This window comes from Devosia sp. 2618, from assembly GCF_040546815.1.
Taxonomy (GTDB): Bacteria; Pseudomonadota; Alphaproteobacteria; order Rhizobiales; family Devosiaceae; genus Devosia.
In genome coordinates this window covers 740,209-765,714 of sequence record NZ_JBEPOO010000001.1, presented here as the reverse complement: position 1 = coordinate 765,714, position 25,506 = coordinate 740,209, and the positions used below count along the sequence as shown (strand labels likewise).

26 protein-coding genes are annotated in these 25,506 nt (G+C 60.7%); 19 read left to right on the top strand and 7 right to left on the bottom strand.

What is annotated here, in order from left to right; genetic code table 11:
* Positions 1 to 21: 21 nt before the first annotated feature.
* The 4 genes from urtB to urtE are packed head-to-tail and all read left to right on the top strand — an operon-like array spanning position 22 to position 4,279.
* Entirely contained in the window at positions 22 to 1,653 is a 1,632-nt protein-coding gene (urtB, locus tag ABIE28_RS03835) for an urea ABC transporter permease subunit UrtB (RefSeq protein WP_354060292.1), read from the top strand.
* Positions 1,650 to 2,825, top strand: a complete 1,176-nt coding sequence (urtC, locus tag ABIE28_RS03830) for an urea ABC transporter permease subunit UrtC (protein ID WP_354060290.1) — start codon at positions 1,650 to 1,652, stop codon at positions 2,823 to 2,825. Before urtB ends, urtC begins: the two co-directional genes overlap by 4 nt.
* 3 nt (positions 2,826 to 2,828) lie before the next feature.
* On the top strand, positions 2,829 to 3,578 hold the full coding sequence (gene urtD / locus ABIE28_RS03825) for an urea ABC transporter ATP-binding protein UrtD (RefSeq protein WP_354060288.1): 750 nt from the start codon (positions 2,829 to 2,831) through the stop codon (positions 3,576 to 3,578).
* Positions 3,575 to 4,279, top strand: a complete 705-nt coding sequence (gene urtE, locus ABIE28_RS03820; protein WP_354060286.1) for an urea ABC transporter ATP-binding subunit UrtE — start codon at positions 3,575 to 3,577, stop codon at positions 4,277 to 4,279. Before urtD ends, urtE begins: the two co-directional genes overlap by 4 nt.
* Before the next feature lie 55 nt (positions 4,280 to 4,334).
* Here urtE and ABIE28_RS03815 read toward each other — a convergent pair whose 3' ends face one another.
* Positions 4,335 to 4,655 carry a hypothetical protein gene (locus tag ABIE28_RS03815; RefSeq protein ID WP_354060284.1) on the bottom strand — a complete coding sequence of 107 codons (321 nt, stop codon included), beginning with the start codon at positions 4,653 to 4,655 and terminating at the stop codon, positions 4,335 to 4,337.
* A gap of 68 nt (positions 4,656 to 4,723) precedes the next feature.
* Here ABIE28_RS03815 and ABIE28_RS03810 point away from each other — a divergent pair, with 68 nt between their 5' ends.
* The 15 genes from ABIE28_RS03810 (at position 4,724) to ABIE28_RS03740 (ending at position 14,215) form a co-directional block, all read left to right on the top strand.
* Positions 4,724 to 5,584, top strand: a complete 861-nt coding sequence (locus ABIE28_RS03810; protein WP_354060282.1) for an urease accessory protein UreD — start codon at positions 4,724 to 4,726, stop codon at positions 5,582 to 5,584.
* An 8-nt stretch (positions 5,585 to 5,592) separates the two neighbouring features.
* Positions 5,593 to 5,895, top strand: coding sequence for an urease subunit gamma (locus tag ABIE28_RS03805; protein WP_354060280.1), 303 nt, complete (start codon positions 5,593 to 5,595; stop codon positions 5,893 to 5,895).
* A gap of 4 nt (positions 5,896 to 5,899) precedes the next feature.
* On the top strand, positions 5,900 to 6,151 hold the full coding sequence (locus tag ABIE28_RS03800; protein WP_354060278.1) for a DUF1272 domain-containing protein: 252 nt from the start codon (positions 5,900 to 5,902) through the stop codon (positions 6,149 to 6,151).
* A gap of 7 nt (positions 6,152 to 6,158) precedes the next feature.
* Positions 6,159 to 6,467 (top strand): urease subunit beta, encoded by a 309-nt coding sequence (locus tag ABIE28_RS03795; protein ID WP_354060276.1) that lies wholly within the window; start codon positions 6,159 to 6,161, stop codon positions 6,465 to 6,467.
* A gap of 61 nt (positions 6,468 to 6,528) precedes the next feature.
* Positions 6,529 to 6,936 carry a hypothetical protein gene (locus tag ABIE28_RS03790; RefSeq protein ID WP_354060274.1) on the top strand — a complete coding sequence of 136 codons (408 nt, stop codon included), beginning with the start codon at positions 6,529 to 6,531 and terminating at the stop codon, positions 6,934 to 6,936.
* A gap of 11 nt (positions 6,937 to 6,947) precedes the next feature.
* Positions 6,948 to 8,657, top strand: coding sequence for an urease subunit alpha (gene ureC, locus ABIE28_RS03785; protein WP_354060272.1), 1,710 nt, complete (start codon positions 6,948 to 6,950; stop codon positions 8,655 to 8,657).
* A 56-nt stretch (positions 8,658 to 8,713) separates the two neighbouring features.
* Positions 8,714 to 9,838, top strand: a complete 1,125-nt coding sequence (locus ABIE28_RS03780; protein ID WP_354060270.1) for a methyltransferase — start codon at positions 8,714 to 8,716, stop codon at positions 9,836 to 9,838.
* Between the two features lie 77 nt (positions 9,839 to 9,915).
* On the top strand, positions 9,916 to 10,296 hold the full coding sequence (locus ABIE28_RS03775) for an MliC family protein (protein WP_354060269.1): 381 nt from the start codon (positions 9,916 to 9,918) through the stop codon (positions 10,294 to 10,296).
* A gap of 5 nt (positions 10,297 to 10,301) precedes the next feature.
* Positions 10,302 to 10,889 carry a hypothetical protein gene (locus ABIE28_RS03770; RefSeq protein WP_354060267.1) on the top strand — a complete coding sequence of 196 codons (588 nt, stop codon included), beginning with the start codon at positions 10,302 to 10,304 and terminating at the stop codon, positions 10,887 to 10,889.
* 72 nt (positions 10,890 to 10,961) lie between these two features.
* Entirely contained in the window at positions 10,962 to 11,549 is a 588-nt protein-coding gene (locus tag ABIE28_RS03765) for a hypothetical protein (protein ID WP_354060265.1), read from the top strand.
* 27 nt (positions 11,550 to 11,576) lie between these two features.
* Positions 11,577 to 12,041, top strand: a complete 465-nt coding sequence (locus tag ABIE28_RS03760) for an urease accessory protein UreE (protein WP_354060263.1) — start codon at positions 11,577 to 11,579, stop codon at positions 12,039 to 12,041.
* The gene (locus ABIE28_RS03755; protein WP_354060262.1) at positions 12,038 to 12,700 is read left to right on the top strand and encodes an urease accessory protein UreF; all 663 of its coding nucleotides are present in this window, start codon (positions 12,038 to 12,040) and stop codon (positions 12,698 to 12,700) included. The genes ABIE28_RS03760 and ABIE28_RS03755 overlap by 4 nt, the downstream gene beginning before the upstream one ends.
* Positions 12,697 to 13,128: a DUF3995 domain-containing protein gene (locus tag ABIE28_RS03750; protein WP_354060260.1), complete on the top strand. Its 432-nt coding sequence runs from the start codon at positions 12,697 to 12,699 to the stop codon at positions 13,126 to 13,128. Before ABIE28_RS03755 ends, ABIE28_RS03750 begins: the two co-directional genes overlap by 4 nt.
* Complete coding sequence (gene ureG / locus ABIE28_RS03745) at positions 13,125 to 13,757, top strand: urease accessory protein UreG (RefSeq protein WP_354060257.1); 633 nt, start codon at positions 13,125 to 13,127, stop codon at positions 13,755 to 13,757. Before ABIE28_RS03750 ends, ureG begins: the two co-directional genes overlap by 4 nt.
* Complete coding sequence (locus ABIE28_RS03740; protein ID WP_354060255.1) at positions 13,754 to 14,215, top strand: GNAT family N-acetyltransferase; 462 nt, start codon at positions 13,754 to 13,756, stop codon at positions 14,213 to 14,215. Before ureG ends, ABIE28_RS03740 begins: the two co-directional genes overlap by 4 nt.
* A 4-nt stretch (positions 14,216 to 14,219) precedes the next feature.
* On the opposite strand, the gene glgX is transcribed toward ABIE28_RS03740, so the two are convergent.
* From glgX to ABIE28_RS03710, 6 genes are all read right to left on the bottom strand, one after another.
* Positions 14,220 to 16,235, bottom strand: coding sequence for a glycogen debranching protein GlgX (gene glgX, locus ABIE28_RS03735; RefSeq protein ID WP_354060253.1), 2,016 nt, complete (start codon positions 16,233 to 16,235; stop codon positions 14,220 to 14,222).
* 13 nt (positions 16,236 to 16,248) lie between these two features.
* Complete coding sequence (locus ABIE28_RS03730) at positions 16,249 to 17,883, bottom strand: alpha-D-glucose phosphate-specific phosphoglucomutase (RefSeq protein ID WP_354060251.1); 1,635 nt, start codon at positions 17,881 to 17,883, stop codon at positions 16,249 to 16,251.
* The gene (gene glgA, locus ABIE28_RS03725; protein WP_354066394.1) at positions 17,864 to 19,324 is read right to left on the bottom strand and encodes a glycogen synthase GlgA; all 1,461 of its coding nucleotides are present in this window, start codon (positions 19,322 to 19,324) and stop codon (positions 17,864 to 17,866) included. Before glgA ends, ABIE28_RS03730 begins: the two co-directional genes overlap by 20 nt.
* Entirely contained in the window at positions 19,324 to 20,595 is a 1,272-nt protein-coding gene (glgC, locus tag ABIE28_RS03720) for a glucose-1-phosphate adenylyltransferase (RefSeq protein WP_354060249.1), read from the bottom strand. Before glgC ends, glgA begins: the two co-directional genes overlap by 1 nt.
* Positions 20,596 to 20,649: 54 nt before the next feature.
* Positions 20,650 to 22,851, bottom strand: coding sequence for a 1,4-alpha-glucan branching protein GlgB (gene glgB / locus ABIE28_RS03715; protein ID WP_502913356.1), 2,202 nt, complete (start codon positions 22,849 to 22,851; stop codon positions 20,650 to 20,652).
* A 100-nt stretch (positions 22,852 to 22,951) separates the two neighbouring features.
* Entirely contained in the window at positions 22,952 to 25,429 is a 2,478-nt protein-coding gene (locus ABIE28_RS03710; RefSeq protein ID WP_354060245.1) for a glycogen/starch/alpha-glucan phosphorylase, read from the bottom strand.
* Positions 25,430 to 25,506 lie beyond the last annotated feature (77 nt).

The window sequence follows — 25,506 nt, the reverse complement described above, 5'->3', positions numbered from 1 at the left end:
CGTCCAACGTCGAGGCCAACGATGAACGCAAAACGGTTTCTTCAGCGCATTGCACTCTTCCTTGTCCTTGTTTGCAGCATCGCGCCCCCCGCCTATGCCCAGCTCCCTGACGTTGAACTCACCCCGCTCGTCGACGCCCTCGCTCCCGGCAATTTCAAAGACCGCGAAACCGCCATCGCCGCACTCGTCACCACCGAAGACCCGCGCGTGGTGCCAATCCTCGAAGTCCTGCTCAACGGCGAACTCTACTTCGACAAAACCTCCGGCAAAGTCGTCTTCACCGCGGCCCCGAGCGGCAAGGGTGCTATCTCGGATCCGATCACCGGCGCCGAGCTCCCAGCTTTGACCGAAGACGGTCTGGACAAGGTAAAGGTCAATAACGGCCTGCGCCGCGTCCTCCGCACTGCTATCGGCCAGATGACCCTGCTCAGCGACGATCCCCGCACGCGCCTCTCCGCCGCCCAGTCGGTCCTGCGCGACGCCGATCCAGCCAATCTCGAACTGCTCGACAGCGCCATTGCCGAGGAACCTGACGCCAATATCAAGCGCGTCATGGAACAGGCTCGGGCCGTCATCCTGCTCAAATCACCCGACGCATCGCTTGAAGACAAAACCGCCGCCGTCCCAGTGGTTCAGGCCATCGGTGGCCGCGACGCGCTCAACACGCTGACCACCGCCCTCGCCACAGCGCCCGCCGAACTGCAGCCGGCCATTCAATCCGCCATCACCGGCCTCGCCCGCGACCGGGCCGTGTGGGACGTGGCGCAAAACGTCTGGTTCGGCATTTCGCTTGGCTCGGTCCTGCTGCTCGCAGCCATTGGCCTTGCCATAACCTTTGGCGTCATGGGCGTCATCAACATGGCGCATGGCGAAATGGTGATGCTGGGCGCCTACACCACCTTCGTGGTGCAGGAAGTCATTCGCCAGAATTTCCCCGGCCTGTTCGACTGGTCTCTCGCCATTGCCCTGCCGCTGGCCTTCCTCGTCACCGGCCTTATCGGCATTGCCATCGAACGCGGCATCATCCGCTTCCTCTATGGCCGCCCGCTCGAAACTCTGCTCGCCACCTGGGGCCTCTCGCTCATCATCCAGCAAGGCGTGCAGCGCATCTTTACCGCCAATATCCGCGAAGTGGGCAATCCAAGCTGGATGTCCGGATCGTTCGAACTAGGCGGCCTCGCCATCACCTGGAACCGCTTCTACATCGTCATCTTCGCGCTGATGGTGTTCTTCGCTCTGCTTTGCGCGCTCAAATATACCGCCATCGGCCTGCATATGCGGGCCGTTACCCAAAACCGCCGCATGGCTTCCTCGATGGGCATCCGCACCCCGCTGGTTGACGCCATGACCTTCGGCCTCGGCTCGGGCATTGCCGGTCTCGCCGGTGTGGCGCTCAGCCAGATCGGCAACGTCTCCCCCAATCTGGGCCAAGGCTACATTATCGATAGCTTCATGGTCGTGGTCTTTGGCGGCGTCGGCAATCTGTGGGGCACGCTGGTCGGCGCCCTGACGCTGGGCATCGCCAACAAGTTCATCGAACCCTATGCCGGCGCCGTGCTCGGCAAGATAATTATCCTCGTCCTCATCATCCTCTTCATCCAGCGCCGTCCCCGCGGCCTCTTCGCGCTCAAGGGACGCTCGATCGAAGCATGATCACCCAAGCTCTACTCCGCGCCCTCGACAAGAAAGCCATCTGGCTCGTCGCCATTCTGCTGCTGGTCGCTATCGCCGTGCCGGCCTCAAACCTGCTGCTGCCAAACGGACACCCACTGCGTCTGCCAAACTATGTCGTGCCGCTGTTCGGCAAATACCTCACCTATGCCATGCTCGCTTTAGCGCTTGATCTGGTCTGGGGCTATTGCGGCATTCTCTCGCTCGGCCATGGCGCGTTTTTCGCCATCGGCGGCTATGCCATGGGCATGTACCTCATGCGCCAGATCGGTACGCGGGGCGTCTATGCCAATCCGACCCTACCCGATTTCATGGTATTCCTGAACTGGAAGGAACTGCCCTGGTATTGGCTCGGCATGGACAATTTCTGGTTTGCCATGCTGATGGTCATGGTCGTCCCTGCGCTTCTGGCCTTCGTCTTCGGCTTCCTCGCCTTCCGTAGCCGCGTTACCGGCGTCTATCTCTCCATCATCACCCAGGCCATGACCTACGCCCTGTTGCTCGCTTTCTTCCGCAACGACATGGGCTTTGGCGGCAATAACGGCCTGACCGACTTCAAGGATATCCTGGGCCAGCCCATCTCGGCCACGACCACCCGCGCAGCGCTGTTCGCTGCCTCAGCAGTCGCCTTGGCGCTGGCCGTGCTCGCCTGCTCGATGGTCGTCAATTCCAAACTTGGAAAGGTCATGGTCGCCGTGCGCGACGCCGAAAGCCGCACGCGGTTCCTCGGCTATCGCGTTGAATATGTGAAGCTTTTTGCCTTCGTGGTCTCTGCCGTCATCGCCGGGATCGCAGGCGCGCTCTACGTGCCACAGGTCGGCATCATTAATCCATCCGAGTTCGATCCCGCCAACTCCATCGAGGTCGTCATCTGGACTGCCGTCGGCGGCCGCGGCACCATCGTCGGCCCCATCATCGGCGGCATCCTGGTCAATGTCGGAAAGTCCTACTTCACCGGAGCCTTCCCAGAATATTGGCTCTTCGCCCTTGGCGCGCTCTTCGTTTTTACCACGCTATTCCTGCCCAAGGGCATCGTCGGCCTTATCGGCCAATACCGCGCCGCCACCACCAAGCGCGAACAGCATGACCGCGACGAGGCATCCCCTGCCCAGATCGAAGCCGGCGCCGACCCTCAACCCAAGCCGGCGGAGTAAGCCATGACCGAAAAGAACGGCACCATGCTCTATCTCGACGGCGTTTCGGTTTCATTCGACGGCTTCAAGGCCATCAACAACCTGTCGATCATCGTCCATCCCGCTGAAATGCTGGCCATCATTGGTCCCAACGGCGCCGGCAAGACCACGATGATGGATATCATTACCGGCAAAACCCGGCCCGATGACGGCCAGGTCCTGTTCGATGGCCGCACCGACCTCACCAAGCTCGACGAAGCCGCCATTGCTAATCTCGGCATCGGCCGCAAATTTCAGAAGCCCACCGTGTTCGAGAGCCACACCGTCTGGGACAATATCGAAATGGCGCTGAAAAAACCGCGCGGCGTCTTCGCCACCCTGTTTTACACCGCCAGCGACGAGGACATAGCCCGTATCAGCGAGATTTTGGAAACCGTCCGCCTGCTCGGCCGCAAGGACGACTACGCCGCCAATCTCAGCCACGGCCAAAAGCAATGGCTCGAAATCGGCATGCTGCTGGCGCAGGACCCAAAACTTCTCCTCGTCGACGAACCCGTCGCCGGCATGACCGACGCCGAAACCGTCGAAACCGCCAAGCTGCTGCGAGAAATCGCGCGTACCCGCTCGGTCGTCGTCGTCGAACACGACATGAGCTTCGTCCGCGAACTGGGCTCCCGCGTTACCTGCCTAGCCGAAGGGTCAGTGCTCGCCGAAGGCAGTCTCGACCAGGTCAGCGCCAATCCCGTTGTCATCGAAAGGTATCTCGGTCGATGAGCACCGCCCTCACCATCAACGCCATTGACCTGCACTATGGCGCAGCGCAGGCACTCAAATCTGTCTCGATCACTTGCCAACCCGGCCGCATCACCGCCGTGCTCGGCCGCAATGGCGTCGGCAAATCCTCGACCCTTCGCGCCATCACCGGCGTCCATAACATCTCTGCTGGTGACATCACCTTCGGCGAAGATACACTCAAGAAATCGCCGCCCTACAAGCGCGCCCGCATGGGTATCGGCTACGTGCCGCAGGGTCGCGAAATCTTCCCACTGCTGACGGTCAAAGAAAACCTCGAAACCGGATATGCCGGGCTCGCGCGCGCCGACAAGAACATACCTACCTACATTTTCGAGCTATTCCCCGTGCTGAAGTCGATGCTCGGTCGGCGCGGCGGTGACCTCTCGGGTGGCCAGCAACAGCAATTGGCCATCGGCCGTGCGCTGGTCACCCGACCCAAGGTCCTGGTGCTCGATGAACCCACCGAAGGCATCCAGCCGTCCATCATCAAGGATATCGGGCGCGCGCTGCAGTTCCTGCGCGACGAGAAGGGCATGACCATTCTGCTGGTCGAACAGTTCCTCGATTTTTGCCGCGAAATCGCCGACGATATCTACGTCATGGATCGCGGTGAAATTCAGCACGCGGGCCCGGCAAGTGATCTCGATCTGCCTGAAGTCCGCCGCCATCTCATGGTCTAAAACGCGAAACGCCCAGCCGAAGCTGAGCGTTTTTAGGAGTATCGGTATGAACCGATTAGCTGATCAGGCCGGCAGCCTTGCACTGCTCGATCGTCACAGTGTCGAGGTCGACTGTCGAGGTCGCCTGGGCAATTTCATTGACTGCCGGAGCATTTTCCACGGCCACATCAGCGCCGCCTGCAGTCGTGTCTGTCGAGCTGGAATTCTCCGTCACCGAAGCAGTCGACGCAGCGGTGTTCAGCTGATCGCAGCGTTCCTGCACCTTTGGCAGTTCATCTGCAGACAGTTCAACGCCGTTGAAAGTTGTCTGGGCAAAAGCGGCGCCAGAGAAAGTCATGGCAGCAGTAAGGGCAATAGCAGAAGCAATGGATTTCATATTCATTTTTCTAGCCTTTTAAAAATCTCTTTAAAAAGAGCGCTTGCTCGTCAAGAAAACGCACCAATATGAATTTCGTTGCGGCCGATCAGCTTGAAAATTTGAAGAACACAGTTGAAGCGGGCATGCAGCGCGCTCGCGGCATTGGCGGCATCGTGACCCAGCAGCGCGATGGCGCGACGCGGCTGTCGACGCTCTATCAGGACGGTTGCGCCAAAATCCGCCTGCCAAATACCCACTCTCCCGCCCTTGAGGCCGTGCTGATCAATACCGCTGGCGGCCTCACCGGTGGCGATCATATGCAATGGTCCGCCGACCTTGCGCCTGCCGGTCGGCTGGTTCTCACTACGCAGGCCTGCGAGCGCATCTATCGCTCACTGGGCGACACTGTCCGTGTCGAAACCAAACTCAGCGTCGGCAAAAACGCACATCTCGACTGGCTGCCGCAGGAGACAATTCTCTTCGCCTCAAGCAAGCTGGACCGAAGAATAGAGATCGATCTTGCACAGGGCGCCAGCCTCACCGCCATCGAAGCTATCCTGCTCGGCCGCGACGCCATGGGCGAAATCGCGTCTGACGCCAGGCTGCGCGACAACTGGCGCATCCGCCGCAACGGCAGCCTGATCCATGCCGAAGCCACGCAACTGACCGGCACGGCCGCCGAACGAAACTGCCTCTCCCTGCTCGCCGGAAAACGCGCCTTCGCCACCATTCTCCACATTGCTCCCGATGCCGATAGCTGCGCCGCCCAACTGGCCCGCCTGCGCGTCTTGCTTCCGCAAGATGGTCGCATCGCCGCAAGCGCCAATAGCGAACGTTTGGTCATTCGGGCTCTGGCCGACACCGGGCTTGCGTTACGCCGCCTGATCGTTCCAATTCTAACCGAACTGACCGGCGCCGGATCACTGCCGCGCCTCTGGCATCTCTAGGACCGTCCATGAACCTCACTCCGCGCGAAAAAGACAAACTGCTGATTTCAATGGCGGCTATCGTTGCCCGCAAGCGCCTTGAGCGCGGCGTAAAGCTCAATCACCCCGAGGCCATCGCGCTGATCAGCGATTTCGTCGTCGAGGGCGCCCGCGATGGCCGCCCCGTCGCCGAACTGATGGAGGCCGGCGCCCATGTCGTCACCCGCGCTCAGGTCATGGAAGGCATCGCCGAGATGATCCACGACGTGCAGGTCGAAGCCACCTTCCCCGACGGTACCAAGCTCGTCACCGTCCACGAACCGATCCGGTAGCGCCATGCTCGAACTGCGCCCCTCCTGCGAGTGCTGCGACAGAAACCTGCCGCCCGACGCGGCAGACGCCATGATCTGCAGCTTTGAATGCACCTTCTGCGCCGATTGCGCGACTGGCGTGCTTGGCGGCAAATGCCCCAATTGCAGCGGCCATTTCGCCCCGCGCCCGATCCGACCAGCAAACAAGCTGGCCAACAATCCCCCGTCCACCCAGCGCGTGTTCAAGCCATCTGGCTGCATGCCCAAAGTCGCGTGAGGCGCCCATGATCCCCGGCGAAATCATCCCCAAGGCTGGCTCCATCGAGCTTAATGTCGGCGCGCCGCAGCTGGTGCTTGAAGTTGCGAACACCGGCGACCGACCGATTCAGGTTGGCTCGCACTATCATTTCTTTGAAGCCAATGCCGGGCTCAGCTTTGATCGCGCCAAGACGCGCGGCATGCGACTCGATATCGCCGCCGGCACCGCCGTGCGCTTCGAGCCCGGCCAAACCCGCGAAGTTCGGCTCATCCCATTCGGCGGCGACCGCACGGTTTATGGCTTCCGCCAACAGATCATGGGAGCGCTCGACTAGCCCTGTCCGATTGCACAAAACCGCAGTACAAGCGCGGCCAAGTTCAACTGGAGCAAGCCCCATGACCACCGAAAACCAGAGCGCGCTGCGTTCTCAGCTCGTTAGCATCATCGAAAATCTGCGCACCACTGGCGCCAATGACGGCGAAGCTATGTTCCTGCTCGGCGGCGGCGCCAATCGACTGCGCGAATTGACCGACGCGCCGACCTGGACCGCCTTCAAGGCCAAGCTGCAGCCTGTCGACGTCGCCCGCCTGCTCAAGGACATGGATGCCGAAGGCAATGCCATGCAGCAGCAGGACAAAGCCAAGCATGCCTATGCCCTGCGCGCGCTTGCCGTCTCGCTCGCCACCACAGGCAACCAGGTTGACGTCATCCAGGGCGGCGCCATCCTGCTCGATCAGATCATCGAAGAAACCCTCGTCAACTACCGCAACTACGTCAAACAGCAGACGGCGTCGGTAAACTAACCGGAGAGTCCATGCCCGCCCAAATCTCCCGCGCCACCTATGCCGACATGTATGGCCCCACGACCGGCGACCGCGTCCGTCTGGCCGATACGGAACTCTTCATCGAGGTGGAAAAGGACTTCACCACCTATGGCGAGGAGGTCAAGTTCGGCGGGGGCAAGGTGATCCGCGATGGCATGGGCCAATCCCAGCGCACGCGTGCCGAAGGCGCGGTTGATACCGTCATCACCAATGCGCTGATCGTCGACGTCACCGGCATCTACAAGGCTGACGTTGGCCTCAAGGATGGCAAGATCGTCGCCATTGGCAAAGCCGGTAATCCCGATACGCAGTCGGGCGTCAACATCATCATCGGCCCCTCGACGGAAGCCATCGCGGGCGAGGGGCGCATCCTGACCGCCGGTGCCATGGATGCCCACATCCATTTCATCGCGCCTCAGCAGATCGAAGAAGCGCTGATGAGCGGCGTCACCACCATGCTTGGCGGCGGCTCCGGCCCCGCCCATGGCACGCTCGCCACCACCTGCACCGGCGCCTGGCACATTCAGCGCATGATCGAAAGCTTCGATGCTTTCCCGATGAACCTGGCGCTCGCCGGCAAGGGCAATGCCTCCCGCCCGGCCCCGCTAGCCGAAATGATCCTCGCCGGAGCGTCGTGCCTAAAGCTGCACGAAGACTGGGGCACCACACCCGCCGCTATCGACAACTGTCTATCGGTTGCCGACGAATACGACGTGCAGGTGATGATCCACACCGACACGCTCAATGAATCCGGCTTTGTCGAAGACACCATCGGCGCCTTCAAGGGCCGCACCATCCACGCCTTCCATACCGAAGGCGCCGGCGGTGGTCACGCTCCCGACATCCTGCGCGTCGCGGGCCTGCCAAACGTCATCCCATCTTCGACCAATCCGACACGCCCCTACACGGTCAACACCATCGCCGAGCATCTCGATATGCTTATGGTCTGCCACCACCTCTCGCCCTCGATCCCCGAAGACGTGGCCTTCGCTGAATCGCGCATCCGTAAGGAAACCATCGCCGCCGAGGACATCCTCCACGATATGGGCGCACTCTCGGTCATCTCGTCCGACAGCCAGGCCATGGGCCGCGTCGGCGAGGTGCTGATCCGCTGCTGGCAGACGGCCGACAAAATGAAGAAGCAGCGCGGCAAGCTTGCGCAGGAAACCGGCGACAACGACAATTTCCGCGTCAAACGCTACATCGCCAAATACACCATCAACCCCGCCATCGCTCACGGCATGAGCCAGCACATCGGCTCCATCGAAGTCGGTAAGCGCGCCGATCTGGTCCTTTGGCATCCGGCCTTTTTCGGCGTGAAGCCGGAAATGGTTCTGCTCGGCGGCTCAATCGCCGCCGCGCCCATGGGCGACCCCAACGCCTCGATCCCGACGCCCCAACCCATGCACTACCGGCCCATGTTCGCCAGCTTCGGCAAACTGCTGACCTCCTCGTCAGTCACCTTCGTGTCCCAAGCCGCCTATGACGACTGCCTGCGCGACAAGCTCGGCGTCGACAAGCACATGCTGCCGGTGAAAAACACCCGCAGCGGCATCGGCAAAGCCTCAATGATCCACAATTCGGCCACCCCCGACATATCTGTGGACCCCGAAACCTACGAAGTGCGCGCTGATGGCGAATTGCTGACCTGCGAGCCGGCCACGGTCCTGCCCATGGCGCAGCGCTACTTCCTGTTCTAGCCGGCACGGTTGCGACGCAGCCTCGCCGCAACTAACGTGGCGGCGAGGAGTTTTCGATGCCCAAACCGAGCGCCAACACCGATCCGATCCGCATGCTCCAGATCGACAAGGCGCTCGCAGAACTGCGCATGCTGCGTCAGTCCGGCAATATCGATCAGGCGGCCCAGGGCGTTGCGGCAATCGTCCAGGCCGAGCCCAACCACGTCGGCGCCCTGCGCCTGATGGCCTCGCTGGCCATGCAGACGGGCACACCCACCATCGCCATCGGCGCCCTGTCGCATGCGCTCGCCAATGGTCCACGTTCAATGGAATTGCTGCTCGAGCTTGGCGACGCGCTCAACGCCGGAAAGCAACCCGCCGAGGCTGTCTCCGCCTACAAACAGGCCCTCGCCATTCGGCCAAAAGACGGCACCGCGTTTCGCGGCCTGGCCCAGGCGCAACTCGATATGGGCAATCGCGCCGAAGCGCTCAAAAGCTTCCGCAAGACCCTTTCCATCCTGCCCTACGACAAATATTCCGCCCACATGATCGCCGCCCTTTCCGGCGAAAACACCGCGACCTCGACCAGCTACGTGCCCGAACTCTTCGACACCTATGCGGACCAGTTCGACGAACACCTGACCGGCACGCTCGAATATCACGTGCCCGAAACCATCCGCGAAATCGTCATCCAGTCTGCCGCCACAAACCCGATCCGCAACCTGCTCGATCTGGGCTGCGGCACAGGCCTTGTCGGCGCCGCCCTACACGATCTGGTGCCCGAAATGGACGGCATCGACATCTCCCACCAAATGGTCCGCAAAGCCCGCGACCGCAATATCTACCGCCACTTGCGCACCGGCGACGTCACCACCGTTCTGGCCGCCGATCCCGAACTTGCCGGCCCCTACGATCTCATCACCGCCGCCGACGTCTTCATCTATGTCGGTGCGCTCGACGCGAGCTTTGCCGCCGTCGCCAGCCGCCTCTCCCCAAATGGTCTCTTCGCGTTCACGGTCGAAACCGCCGAAGGCCACGACCTAGCGTTGCGCTCATCCGGCCGCTTCGGCCACCCGCCCGCCTATGTGGCCGACATCTCATCGCAACATGGCCTGCATATCGTCCAGCAACAGGCCATCGCCATCCGCCAGGAGCGTAACCTGCCGATACCCGGCGAACTCTATCTGTTGAGCCTTGCCTGACCGATCTGGACACCCGCCGTACGATCACCACTATTGCCACTAGGGTGTGCCACACGCGCAAATCTGAGGAGCTAATGATGAAATACCCCATGATCGCGACAGCCATGGCCGCCATGCTGCTGACGCCAATCGCCGCCAATGCCGTGGAATCATCGCTGCAACTTCAGATCGGCTCAGGCGATCTGGAACGCCACATTGTGAGCTACGAATGCGGCGCAGAAGCACCGCTAGTCGTCACCTATATCAATGCGGCGCCCAATTTCCTCGCCATCGTTCCAGTGCTCGAAGAAGCCGAGCCGCTGCTGTTTGCCTCGGTGATCTCAGCGTCTGGCGCGCGCTATGCATCCGGCAAGTGGATCTGGTGGAATGCAGGAATAGAATCCGGCCTCTATGACGCCACGCTTGGCGAAGACGCAGAACCTGTGCTTACCTGCTCGGAGATTATCAACACTCCATAGCGTCCATGGATCATATCAGCCCGGCCGAAATCTTCCCGCATGTCAGGATCCTTCTCGGCACCATCATCGGGCTCGGTATGGCCAGATTGCTGATGACCGTTGCCGGCATCATTCAGCATCCGACACGCGCCAAGATTTCGGTCCTGCATCTACTGTGGGTCGTCTCGCTTGTGATCGAACTGGTCCTGTTCTGGTGGTGGGAGTTCGCCCTCTATCACCTCCAGGTCTGGACGTTTGCGACCACCTTCTTCCTGATAACCTACGCCATCTGCCTGTTCCTGCTCGCCGCCGTGCTCTCGCCCGACAGTGTCTCGGACTACGAAGGCTACGAGGATTTCTTTCTCAAGCGTCGCAAGTGGTTCTTCGGCCTCTTCGCCGTGGTCGCAGTGCTCGATGTCATCGATACGGTAATGAAGGGCTCCGACCATCTGGCATTGATGGGCCCGGGCTATATCCTGCAGTCCCCGGCCGGCCTCATCGTCTGCCTGATCGGCTTCACCAGCTCCAACCGAGGCGTGCATCTGGCCATCGTCGGCACACACTTCGCTTACCAACTCTTTCTAATGGGCCGATATTTCACGATTTTCTCCTAGCAGAACGCTTGGAGAAAACCCTGCTGCCGTGCTTACTTAGGGCAAGATCATCAACGCGTTCCAAAGCCATCAATGCACGAACTAGGTCCGGCCGAACTTTTCCCCCATGTCCGCATCGTTATGGGCATGATCATCGGTCTGGGCATGACCCGGTTGCTGATGACCGTCGCCGGAATGATCCAGCACCCCAATCGCTATAAGATTTCGGTCCTGCACCTGCTGTGGATATTCTCTATCCTGGTGGAGCTGGTGCTGTTCTGGTGGTGGGAATTCGCGCTGTTCCGGCTGGAACAGTGGAGCTTTGGCATCACGCTGTTCCTGATCGTCTACGCGATCACCCTGTTCCTGATTGCTGCCATGCTGTCGCCCGACAATGTGGGCGAATACGATGGCTATGAGGACTTCTTCATCAAGCGCCGCAAATGGTTCTTCGGCCTGTTTGCCGCGACTTTCGTGCTCGACGCCATCGACACCCTCATCAAGGGTGGCGCTTACTGGGACAAGTTCGGGCTCGATTATTTCATTCAGGTGCCGTTCGGCCTGCTGCTTTGCGCCCTCGCCATATCCAGCACCAACAGGCGCATCCATATCGGCGCGGTCTTCGTGCATATCGGCTATCAGGCCTATTTGATCAGCCGGTTTTTCTATACGGTCATCTGATCGGACCACAGACACTGCTGAGGCCTAATGCTGCGTTGCGTCGCCCTTTTTCCGCCTGACCATGGCCGCGGCCAGCCTTACGACACCATCACTCTCGATCATTCCGAGCGCCGCCTGCGCCGCAAGCTGTTGCGCCTCGCCGGTGGCGATGAGGTCATGGTGGATTTCCCGCAGACCATAACGCTCGAACCCGGCAGCGCTCTCGAACTCGAAGACGGACGCTTCGCAGCGATCGTCGCGGCGGAAGAGCTGCTCTACGACGTGCGCGGCCGCGACACGGCCCATCTGGTGCGCCTTGCCTGGCACATCGGCAATCGCCACACCTCGGCGCAGCTAGAAGCCGGCCGCATCCTGATCAAGCGAGACCACGTGCTCAAGACCATGCTTGAAGGTCTCGGTGCCACCGTCAGCAATGTCACCGAACCATTTTTTGCCGAGCATGGTGCCTATCACAGCCATGGCGATAGCGGACACGCCCTGCTCGCACGATGACCGAACCCGCGACACTCCAAAAACTCCTGACCTGGCTATCGCCCGCCTTCCCGGTCGGCGCCTTTGCCTGGTCGGCGGGCCTCGAAACAGCCATCGTCGCCGGCACCGTCCATGACCGCGCCACGACGCAGGACTGGATCGGCGGCGTCCTTGAACACGGGAGCCTCCGCACAGACGCGATCCTCTTCGCCCACGCCCACCGCGCCGCGAACGACCCGACCGCACTCCGCGACCTCGCCGACCTCTGCCTTGCTCTAACACCAGCGCGCGAACGTCACGACGAAACCACCATAACCGGCGCAGCCTTTGCCAGTGCCGCCAAAGCGTGGCCCACCCCAGTGCTCGCCAACCTGCCCCAGCCTTGCCCCTACCCTATTGCGGTCGGTGCAATCGCCGCCGGGCACCAGATCGACCTCGCCGACGCGCTGCTCGCTTTTTTGACCGCCACGATTCACAGCCAGGTCTCGGTTGCCGTGCGGCTTGTCCCCATCGGCCAGTCAGATGGCCTCGCGATCATGGCCGACCTTGAACCGGTGGTGGCGAAAATGGCCGCGCTGTGCCAGCATGCCACACTGGACGATATTGGCTCGGTGGCCTACGCCGCCGATATTGCCCAAATGACCCACGAAACACTGACGACGAGAATATTCCGCTCATGAGCATGCTGATTGCCGCTTTCATGTTCATCGCCTTGCTGGCCGTAGCCACCGCACATCTGCTGTGGTCCATCGGGCGCACCTGGCCGATCCGCAGCGAAAGGCTGCTCGCGCAAACCGTCGTTGGCACTGCTGGCGTCGAGCGCATGCCGCCAAAGCTCGCCTCATTCGCTATCGCGGCCTTCACCCTTGCTGCCGGCGTGTTGGCACTGGCGCTGGCCGATCATGATGGCGGTGGGCAGTTGCTGACCATTATCGGCTTTGGCTTCGGCCTGGTGTTTCTGGCGCGCGGCATTGTTGGCTATACGCCATGGTGGGCTGCGCAGACGCCCGAGCCCAATTTCCGGCTCAATGACCGCCGTGTATACTCGCCCGTCTGCCTGTTCATCGGCGCAGGCTTTGTCGCACTCGCCATTATGAGGTTGCTGTGAAGTCACTAAACGGACCACTCAGGATTGGCATCGGCGGTCCCGTTGGGTCGGGCAAGACGACCCTCTGCGAAATGCTGCTCAAGGCGATGCGCGACAGCTACTCGATGGCCGTCGTCACCAATGACATTTACACCCGCGAAGACGCCCTGATCCTCGCCCGTGTGCAGGCCATCTCCGAAGACCGCATCGTTGGCGTCGAAACCGGAGGCTGCCCCCACACCGCCATTCGCGAAGACGCCTCGCTCAATCTGGCAGCTATCGACGACCTCAACCGCAAATTCCCCGATCTCGACATCATCCTGATCGAAAGCGGCGGCGACAACCTCGCGGCCACCTTCTCGCCAGACCTGGCGGACCTCACCATCTACGTGATCTCGGTGGCGCAGGGCGAAAAGATTCCGCGCAAAGGTGGCCCCGCGATTTCCCGCTCTGACCTTCTGGTCATCACCCACACCGATCTCGCCCCCTATGTGGGTGCGAGCCTCGAAGTGATGGAAAGCGACACGCAAAAAGTGCGCCAAGGCCGGCCCTATATTTTCACCGACCTACTGCGCCGCGAAAGCCTCGACCAGATCATCGCCTATATCGAGCGCGCTGGCGGTTTCGTCGATACGCAGGCGGCCGAGTGAGCACGACGGTCCGCCCTCACCTGCGGCTGCGCAAGCGTCTCGATACGCCCATTCCCGCGCCCGTCTGGCCACCGGGGATCACCCCCGAACGCTTTGATGCCGTCGAGCCAAGCCGGATCCATGCTGTGCTGGAGGCTGCCTTCCCCGGCTTGGTCGCGGCGCGCGAAGACTGGTACGGCAATCTGACGACAGACTCCGAGTTCGATCCGGCCCTCTGTGTCCCGGCCATAACCGAGGACGGCCAGGTTGCGGGTTTCGTTCAATGCTGGACTGGGGATTTCATCAAAGACCTCGCCGTCGCCCCTCAGTTTCGGGGCAAGGGCCTGGGGGCAGCGCTGATGCTGCACGTCTTTGGTCTGTTTGCGGCGCGCGGTTCGTCCCATGTCGATCTCAAGGTTGAGACCGAAGAACAACCGGCGCGCCGCCTTTATGCGCGGCTTGGCATGGTTGAGGTCTAAAACCTCAACCCGCCGCTTCCGTGCCGCTCCGCACCAGCGCAACCACCGAGCGTGGCGTCAGCGTCGCCGTGCCATCAGATACCGCAACGGTCGCCAGATTGTCCGACTGCGTACCGACCGACCAATCGCCGTCCGGCAACCGCGCTACGACAGGCTCCGTGCGGCGGTTGAACCAGACCAGCACTTCATCGTCCTTGTTGCGCAGATGCATGCCGAGCACCGAGGCGCCAGAGTCGCCCCAATCGCCTTCGTTCATCTCGCGCCCATCGGGATGCAGCCACACCACATCGCGCACGCCATTCTTGTCCTGACCCGTCAGGAAATGGTCATGCGTCAGCGCCGTGTGGGCCTTGCGGAACTTGTTGATCGAGGCCACGAAGTCGACCATGTCGCCATCGCTATGTTCCCAATCGAGCCAGGTGATTTCATTGTCCTGCGCATAGGCATTGTTGTTGCCCAGCTGCGTGCGGAACATTTCGTCGCCCTGCTGCAATAGCGGCACGCCGCGTGACAGGAACAGCGTTGCCAACATGGCGCGGACGTCGCGTTTGCGCGCCGCGACGATACCCTCATCGTCGGTTTCGCCTTCGACGCCACAGTTCCACGACGCATTGTGGTTGTGGCCGTCATTGTTGTTCTCGCCATTGGCCTCGTTATGCTTGTTCTGGTAGCTCACCAGATCGCGCAGCGTGAAACCATCATGCACCGCCAGCATGTTGACGCCGTGGCTGGGTTTGCGCCCCGCATGGTCGAAAATCTCGGCAGAGCCCGCAACCTTGCCGGCGAGCGCACCGATCTTGCCGCCCTCGCCACGCCAGAACTCGCGCACTTCGTCGCGATAGGTGTCGTTGTGCTCTTTAAATTCCTTGCCAAACTGGCCCAAAGCATAGCCGCCTGGACCCGGATCCCACGGTTCTGCCACCAGAATGCACTGGCTCAGCACTGGGTCGGCCTTGATCTTTTGCAGCATGACAGCATTGGGATCGAACCCCGGATCACGTCCCAGCACCGTGGCCAGATCGAAGCGGAAACCGGAAACGCCCATCTCCTCGACCCAGTAACGCAGGCTATCGATGACCAGTCGCTGCACCGCCGGATGATCGCATTTCAGCGTATTGCCAGTACCGGTATCGTTGACGAGGTGCTGCTTTCCGTCGACTTCGACGAACCGGTAATAGGTCTTGGCGTCGAGCCCCATCATGCTCAGCATAGGGCCGTTGGCATCACTTTCGCCGGTGTGGTTATAGACCACGTCAAGGATCACCGAGATACCATTCTTGCGGTAGAGATCAGTCATGATCCGCAATTCCTGCGGCCCACGCGGCGCCAGACGCGGATCAATCGCCGAATAGGCCACCGGATTATAGCCCCAGGCATTGGTCAGCCCGAGCACGGGCAAATGCCCCTCATCGATCCAGGCAGCCGTAGGCATCAGCTGCAGCGTATCGACGCCGATAAATTTGAGATGATCGATCACCCGCTGCGTCGTTAGCGCCGCAATCGTGCCGCGCAGCGGTCCCTGCACGCTGGGATGGCGCATGGTGTAACCACGCACGTTCATTTCATAGAACAGTCCCGGCGCCTTTTTGCGCGGCAGGATGTTCTCATTGCCCATATCGCCAACAATGGCCTTGGGGATCAGCGGCGCGGTATCGACCGCCTCCGCCCGATCCAGCCGGAGCCGGGGCGACCGCACGAAAACCCGATCCAGCCGCTTGGCATACGGATCGACCAGCAGCTTCATCGGATCAAAGAAATAGCCCTGATCCGGATCGTAAGGACCATCGGCGCGCAAACCATAGCGCGTGCCACCGCCCAGCCCAGAAATCAGGCCGGCGCGGATATTGTCCTGATGCACGTCGAGTTCAAAACGATCGGTCTCGTGATCCTGCTCGTCGAAAATCGACACCCAGATCTTGGTGGCGCTCTCCGAGTAGACCGCGAAATTGACGCCGTCCTCGGTCAGTGTCGCGCCGAGGTTTTCGATACTGCCCCCATTGGGGACCAGCATGGGTTTCATATGTCTTCCGATATCAGGTGATGACGCTGGGTTCGCCGCGACCTGTGCGCTGCTTGATCCCGGCGAGTTGTTCGGCCAATTCGATGAGGGGCTCGAGAGCAAGTTGGGTGTCGAGATCGTGTCGTCCATCGGCTGCCTCATAGCTCTCCAGGTAGAGCCGCAACGTGGCGCCGACTGTGCCGGTTCCCGACAGTCGTAACACTATTCTCGATCCATCGGTAAACCCAATGCGAATCCCCTGCTTGGCGCTGGTCGAGCCATCGATGGGATCGTGGTAGGTAAAGTCATCGGCATAGGCGACCTGCAGGTCCTCGCCGAAGGTCTTGCCGGGCAGCGATGGCAGCTGCGCGCGCAGGTCATCCACCAGCTTTCCGGCGATGGCCGCATCGACCTCTTCATAGTCGTGCCGCGTATAGTAGTTGCGCCCATAGGTGGCCCAATGCTCGCGCACGATTTCGTCGACGCCCTGCTTGCGCACCGCAATAATGTTGAGCCACAGCAGAATAGCCCACAAACCGTCCTTTTCGCGCACGTGGTCGGAGCCCGTACCGGCGCTCTCTTCGCCGCAGATCGTCACGCGACCGGCGTCGAGCAGATTGCCGAAGAACTTCCAGCCCGTTGGCGTTTCATGCATTTCAATGCCGAGCTTTTCAGCCACCCGGTCCGCCGCCGCGCTGGTGGGCATCGAGCGCGCAATGCCCGCAATGCCGTCCTTATAGCCGGGCGCCAGATGCGCATTGGCCGCCAAAAGCGCCAGCGAATCCGATGGCGTCACAAACCGGTGCTTGCCGATGATCAGGTTACGATCACCGTCACCATCCGACGCCGCACCGAAGTCCGGCCCGTCCGGGGTCATCAGCAGGTCATACATGTCCTTGCAATAGACCAGGTTCGGATCGGGATGCCCGTTATCGAACGATGGCGACGGCGTGCCGTTGATCACCGTGCCCTTGGGCGCGCCCAATGTGTCCTCAAGAATTGCATGGGCATAGGGCCCGGTCACCGCCGACATGGCGTCGAAGGTCATGCGGAAGCCGTTGGCAAACATGGCCTTGATCGCCGGAAAGTCGAACAGCCTCTCCATCAGCGCAGCATAATCGGCCACCGGATCGATCACCTCGACCACCATGTCACCCGACTTCTGCGTGCCGATCTGGCCCAATGCGACATCCGGCGCATCGACCGTCTTGTAGCTGTCGATCACCTTGCTCCGCTCAAACACCGCATCGGTGATCTTCTCCGGAGCCGGTCCGCCATTGCCGATATTGTACTTGATACCGAAGTCGCCGTCAGGGCCGCCCGGATTGTGGCTCGCCGACAGCACGAGCCCACCAAACGCCTTGTAGTGGCGGATGACATGGCTGGCCGCAGGCGTCGACAAAATGCCGTTCTGCCCCACCAGCACCCGGCCAAAACCATTGGCCGAGGCAACGCGGATCGCCTTCTGGATGGCGACGTCATTGTAGTAGCGCCCGTCCCCGCCGATCACCAGCGTCTTGCCTTCAAAGCCCTCAAGGCTGTCAAAGATCGCCTGGATGTAGTTCTCGACATAGTTGGGCTGCTGATAGACCGTCACCCGCTTGCGCAGGCCCGAGGTGCCCGGCTTCTGGTCGGCATAGGGAGTGGTCTTAATTGTCTGGATAGTCATTGGTTTTCAGCCCGGTAATGGAGGCATAGAGATCGGCATAGCGCGCGGCGCTGGTCTCCCACGAGACATCCGATTTCATGCCGCGCCGTTGGATTTTCTTCCAAAGCTTGTCGTCGTGATAAAGCCGCACCGTCCGGCGCAGCGCTTCGTACAGCGCATGCGAACTGCCCGGGTCAAACACCACGCCCGTCGCCACCTCAGCCGAGATCGCGGCAGGATTGGCGTCGATCACCGTATCAGCCAGCCCGCCAATGCGGCTCACCACCGGCACGCAGCCATAGCGCAGCCCATAAAGCTGGGTTAACCCGCAGGGCTCAAAGCGCGACGGAATGACGATCGCGTCACAACCGCCCTGCATGAGGTGCGACAGCCCCTCATTATAGCCATTGATGATACTGACCTTGCCCGGATGTCGCGCGCCCTGGTGGCGGAAGCTATCTTCAAGATAGGCGTCGCCAGACCCCAGCACGACAAGGCGTCCGCCCAGATCAACCAGACCGTCGACGGCCTGCAGCAACAGGTCCATGCCCTTCTGGTCGGTCAGTCGGCTGATGACGCAGAACAGCGGACCATCGGCGCCATCGAGCCCGAATTTGTCGACGACCGCCTGCTTGTTCACCTGCCGCATATGGATTGTGTTGGCCGAATAGGTCTGCGCCAGCGCCTGATCCTTGCTCGGATCCCAGGCGTCGGTGTCGATGCCGTTGAGTATGCCCACTACCGTATCGGCGCGCCCGTTCAGCAGACCTTCAAGGCCCATGCCGAACTCCGGCGTGCGGATTTCATCGGCATAGTTGGGGCTGACGGTCGTTACATAGTCAGCACATTCCATGCCTGCCTTGAGGTAGGAAATGCCGCCATAAAACTCGACGCCACCGACGCCAAAGGCATGCGGCGGCAGCCGTAACTGGCCGAAAATTTCCGGCCCGAAAAAGCCCTTGAAAGCAATATTGTGGATCGTCATGATCGTCTTGACGTGGTCGGTCGGTCCAAATTTGAGATAGGCCGGCGCGAGGCCCGACTGCCAGTCATGGCAATGCACCACCTGCGGGTTGTACCCCTCGACCATGCCCATGGCGAGCTCGGCCGCGACCCAACTCAGCGCAGCAAAGCGCTTCCAGTTATCGGGCCAGTCCCAGCCATCGGGGCTCACATAGGGGCTACCCGGACGGTCATAAAGCGCGGGCGCTTCAATGACGATAACGTCGAGGCCATCGATCCGGGCCGCGATCAGCTTGGCGGGCGTACCGAACAGGTCGTCCAGTTCCTTGACCACGCGGCCACTACTGAGCTTGCTCATTACGGACGGATAGCCCGGCACCAGCGTGCGCATGGTCACGCCATGTGGCCCCAAAGCGGCCGGAAGGGCGCCCGCCACATCGGCGAGCCCCCCAGTTTTGATTAGCGGATAAACCTCGGATGCAACCGAGAGAACTTCGATCATCTGCCTGCCAGATATTTGTTGATCATAGCCTGGGTGATGAGCGTCACGCCGTCATCTGTGCGGCGGAACCACTTGGCATCGAACTCTGGGTCCTCGCCAACCACCAACCCTTCGGGGATGTTCACCCCGCGGTCGATCACCACCTTTTTGAGGCGCGCATTCCGCCCGATGTCGCAATAAGGCAGCACGACCGCCTCGTCGAGTACGGAATAGGAGTGAACACGCGAGCCGGTGGACAACAGCGTTCGCTGCAGATGACCGCCCGAAACGATGCAGTCGCCCGACACCAGCGAGTTCACCGCCGAACCACGGCGACCGTCAAAATCATGCACGAACTTGGCTGGTGGCGTGATCTCGGCATAGGTCCAGATCGGCCAGTCGCGATCATAAAGATCGAGCTGTGGCTGGATGTCGGTCAGATCGATCGACGCCTTCCAATAAGCATCGATAGTGCCGACGTCGCGCCAGTAGCTGACATCTTCCTTGCTCGAGCGCACGCAGGAGCGTGTGAAGCGATGCGCCCAGGCCGTACCGTTCTTGACGATATAGGGGATGATGTCCTTGCCGAAGTCGCGGCTGGAGCCTTCGGTCGCGGCGTCGCGGCGCAGCTGTTCCATCAGGAAGCGCGTCTCGAACACATAGATGCCCATCGATGCCAGAGCCATGTCCGGCTTGTCTGGCATGCCCGGCGGATCTTTTGGCTTTTCGATGAAATCAACCACGCGGTCGCGCCCGTCGACATGCATCACGCCAAAGGCCGAGGCCTCCTGACGTGGCACTTCGAGGCACCCGATGGTCACATCGGCCCCGGTGTCCACATGCTGGCGCAGCATGATTTCGTAGTCCATCTTGTAGATGTGGTCGCCCGCCAGAATGACGATATAGCGCGCGCCGTAATCTTCGATGATATCCATGTTCTGGTACACGGCGTCTGCCGTGCCGGCATACCACATGTCCTCGGCCACACGCTGGCTGGCGGGCAGCACGTCAAAGCTTTCGTTACGTTCCGGGCGGAGGAAATTCCAGCCGCGCGACAGATGGCGGATCAGGCTGTGCGCCTGATACTGGGTCGCCACCGAAATACGGCGAATGCCCGAATTGATCGCGTTAGACAAGGCGAAGTCGATGATGCGGGACTTGCCGCCGAAATAGACGGCCGGCTTGGCGCGTCGGTCGGTCAACTCCATGAGGCGCGTGCCACGTCCGCCTGCCAGCACATAGGCCATGGCCTCGCGGGCCAGCGGCGATGGTACTCTGTAGTCTGCCATTCTCTAACCCTCCACTACTGCCCGGTGTCCGGGACGTATCTCAATCGAGCCGGCTCACTCCGGCTCGTATTTCAAAAACAGCGTCGATAACGGCGGCAGATAAAGCTCTGCCTCCGCTGCCCAATGCTGCCCCTCAACAGCATGAGCCACCACGGCGCCCTGGTTGCCTGTGTTGGAACCGGAGTACCAACCCGCATCGGTGTTGATGCGCTCCACCCACTTGCCGGCAATCGGCATGGGAATTTTGTAGCCGCTGCGTGGCACCGGCGTGAAATTGGAAACGACCAGGATCGGATCGCTCCCCGGCGCCTTGCGCAGCCAGGCAAAAACCGAATTGGCGTGATCATTGCCGATCACCCACTCAAACCCGTCCGGTTCGCAATCGCGTTCGTGCAAGGCGGGCAGTTGGCGATAGGCCAGATTGAGATCGGCCACGAGCCGGCGCATGCCCTCATGCATGCCCGCATCGAGCAGATACCAGTCGAGCGACTTGCTCTCGGCCCATTCCTCGCGCTGCGCAAACTCCTGGCCCATGAACAACAGCTTCTTGCCCGGATGCCCCCACATGAACGCGAGATACGCTCGCAGATTGGCAAATTTCTGCCAGTCGTCGCCCGGCATTTTCTCGAGCAGCGAGCCCTTGCCATGCACCACTTCGTCGTGGCTCAGCGGCAGCACGAAGTTCTCGGAAAACGCATAGACGGTGCCGAACGTCATGTCGTTGTGGTGATACTTGCGATGCACGGCCTCGCGGCTCATGTAGCGCAGCGTGTCGTTCATGAACCCCATGTTCCACTTGAACCCGAAGCCCAGCCCGCCCGTATGCACCGGCGCACTGACGCCGGGCCAGGACGTGGATTCTTCGGCGATCATGAACGTGCCGGGATGCAGACGATACGCTTCCGAATTCACGCGCTTGAGGAACTCGACAGCTTCAAGGTTCTGGTTGCCGCCAAACTTGTTGGGCACCCACTCGCCGTGCTGCCGCGAATAATCGAGGTAAAGCATGGAAGCGACAGCATCGACGCGCAGTCCATCGATATGGAACTTTTCCAGCCAATAGAGCGCGTTGTTGACGAGGAACCCGACCACTTCCTTGCGGCCGAAATTGTAGATCGCCGTGTTCCAGTCAGGGTGATAGCCCTGCCGTGGATCGGCATGCTCATAAAGCGCCGTGCCGTCGAAATTGGCGAGGCCATGCGCGTCCGTCGGGAAGTGCGCCGGCACCCAGTCGAGAATGATGCCCAGCCCTGCCTCATGCGCCGCATCGACAAACCGTGCAAACGACGCTGGATCGCCATGCCGCGCTGTCGGCGAATACATGCCGGTCGGCTGATAGCCCCAGCTCGGGTCAAACGGATGCTCGGTGATCGGCAGTAGCTCGATATGGGTGTACCCCATGTCCGCCGCATAGGGCACCAACTGCTCGGCCAACTGATCATAAGTCAGGAAACCGCCATCCGGCCGACGCCGCCAGCTGCCCAGATGCACCTCATAGATCGACATCGGCGTACGCCGCCAATCCTTGGTAGCGCGTTCCTCGATATACTTGGCATCAGTCCAGGTGAACTCGGTGGGATCGGGCACAATCGACGCCGTGCGCGGCCGCAGTTCTGATTGGCGTGCAAACGGATCAGCCTTGAGCGGCTGGATTACGCCATCGCGGCCAACGATCTCGTATTTGTAGAGCGTGCCCGTGCCGAGCACCGGAATGAAGACTTCCCAGATGCCGTTCTCGAACCGGTTGCGCATCGGATTGCGTCGACCGTCCCACTCGTTGAACGGCCCCACCACGCTCACGCGCTGCGCATTGGGTGCCCACACCGCAAAATGGGTGCCGTGGATGCCTTCAAATTCCATTTCATGGGCGCCGAGCTTATCGAACAGCCGCAAATGGCTGCCTTCGCCCATATAATAATCGTCCATCGGCCCCAGCACCGGCCCGAAGGAATAGGGGTCATAGACGTCCCATTCCCCGCCAGCATTTTTGGCGTGATAGCGAATGGGCTGCCGCTTATCGAGCGACACCTTGGCTTCAAAAAAGCCCCCGGCATGGCGCGGGATCATGTGTCCCAGATCGACGCCGTCCAGTGTGAACGCCTCAATCATATCGGCGTGCGGGATAAATGCCCGCAACACCCAATCGCCATTGACCTGCTGCAAGCCCAGAAACGCGAACGGATTGGGGTGACGACCAGCAACGATCGCCTCTACCTCCGCTGAGTCTGCTTGCCAGTTTTCCTTGGTCACACGCACGCTCCCCCGACAGCAACTGACGGCATCCTGCCGTGTTGCCTGCACCAAATTAATCGGACGATCCCGGTCTTAAGCGCCAGTTCTCGTCCGATAGCCATTGTCATTCCGCCGCTGTCGAAACGCCCCAGATGTCCTTCGCATATTGCCGGATTGTCCGGTCCGACGAGAAGAACCCAACTCGGGCTGTGTTGCGGATAGCCATCGTGTTCCAGCGATGCTTGTCCGCCCAGATTTCGTCCACTTGCGCCTGTGCCGCAGCATAGGCATCGAAGTCACGCGCCACCATGAACCAGTCGTGGTCATAAAGACCGCCGATCAGGTCGCGGTAACGATTTGGATCGTCAGGCGAGAACACGCCCGACGAAATCGACTCCAGTGCTTCCTTGAGACGCGGCGATACGTCGATCGCTGCCCGTGGAGTTTCGCCCTCGGCCCGCTTCGCGTTGACCTCATCGGTCGTCAGACCAAAGATCACGATATTGTCCGCGCCGACTTCCTTGTGCATTTCCACATTGGCGCCATCCATGGTCCCGATGGTGATCGCACCATTGGCCATGAACTTCATATTGCCGGTTCCGGACGCTTCCATGCCTGCTGTCGAAATCTGCTCGCTGAGATCGGCAGCCGGCACGATGACCTCCGCCAGGCTCACATTATAGTTCGGCAAGAAGACAACCTTGAGAAGCCCACGCACAGCCGGGTCATTGTTGATGACCTTGGCGACGTCGTTGATCAGTTTGATGATGAGCTTCGCGTTCCAGTATCCGGGAGCCGCCTTGCCTGCAAAGATCTTAACGCGGGGAGCGAAGTTCCGTTCCGGATGCGCGCGAATTTCATCATACAGCGCAACGGCTTGGATAATGTTGAGCAGCTGACGTTTGTATTCGTGGATGCGCTTGATCTGAACGTCAAACATCGCGTTCGGCGAAACCACGACGCCAAGGCGATCCTTGATCAGATGCGCCAACGCCTGCTTGTTGGCTTGCTTTACAGCCGCAAATTCCCCCTGGAAGGTCGGATCTTCGGCATGCGCATCGAGACCGCGCAGCAATTCGATATCGTCGAGGAATTCCGGTCCTATCGTATCCGAAATTAGCTTGGTCAGCCCCGGATTGCACTGCATCAGCCAACGCCGTGGCGTGATGCCATTGGTCTTGTTGTTGATGCGGTCGGGATAGAGCTTGTGCAGGTCCGAAAACACCGTCTGCTTCATCAGCTCGGTATGCAGCGCCGAAACGCCATTGATCGAGTGCGAGCCAACAAAGGCCAGCTGACCCATGCGAACGCGGCGGCCGCCATTTTCGTCGATCAGCGACACGTTGGCGATCTGCGCGTCGGTGAACTTGGCGCGATTGCGCGCGTCGAGCAGCACTTCGGCATTGATTTGATAGATGATCTGCATGTGGCGCGGCAGCAGCCGTTCCAGCAGAGCCACCGGCCAGCTTTCCAGCGCCTCTGGCAGCAGCGTGTGGTTGGTATAGCCAAACACGTCGCGACACAGCGGCCAGGCTTCAGCCCATTCCAGCCCATTGTCGTCGACCAGAATACGCATCATCTCACAGATCGAAATCGCGGGATGAGTGTCATTGAGCTGGATGGCAACCTTGTCAGGCAGCGAGCCCAGATCGCCATATTGCTGCAGATGCCGACGCACGATGTCCTGCAGCGAAGCCGACGAGAAGAAGAACTCCTGGCGTAGGCGAAGTTCCTGCCCTGCTGCGGTCGAGTCAGCCGGATACAGCACGCGCGTAATCGCTTCAGCGCGGGAGCTCTCTTCCAGCGCGCCGATATGGTCGCCCGAATTGAACTTGTCGAGCAGGATCGGATCGATCGGCTGCGCGCTCCACAGACGCAGAGTGTTCACCCGCGCCCCGCGCCAGCCCACAATTGGCGTATCGTAGGCCACCGCCAGCAGATGATCGTTCGGCCGCCATTCCTGACGCACCGTCCCATCGGGATCGGTCACCGGCTCGACATGGCCGCCAAAGCCGATTTCATAGGCGCTTTCGCGACGCTCGAATTCCCATGGATTGCCGTGCGCCAGCCAGTCTTCCGGCAGTTCAACCTGCCAGCCTTCGCTCATTTCCTGCCGGAACAGGCCATGCACATAGCGAATGCCGTAGCCATAGGCCGGGATTTTCACCGACGACATGGATTCAAGGAAGCACGCCGCCAGTCGGCCCAGGCCGCCATTGCCCAGCGCAGCATCGGGCTCAAGGTTGATCAGGTCGCCCAGATCGACATTGAGGTTCTTGAGCGCATCGCGCACAGGCTCCATCAGCCCGACATTGCTCATAGCGTCGCGCATCAGCCGGCCAATGAGGAACTCAAGGCTCAAATAATAGACGCGCTTGCGCGACGTCCGCCAAGTCTCGCGGGACGACTCCATCCAGCGATCCATGACTCGGTCACGTACCGCAAGAATAGTAGCCTCCAGCCAATCGTGTGGCCGGGCAACAATTGGGTCTTTACCGACTGAATAGATCAGTCTTTCAAGAATTTCGGCCTGTATAGCCTCAACGGTTGTGGCACGCGGCTCGGGCGTAGGGGCGTCGTAAACGATCGGCTGTTGCGGCATATCGCAATCCAGATTTCATAACGATGTATTCCCCTCTTGAGACTTTAGTCTTGCACTTAATTTGGGCATGCGAAAGC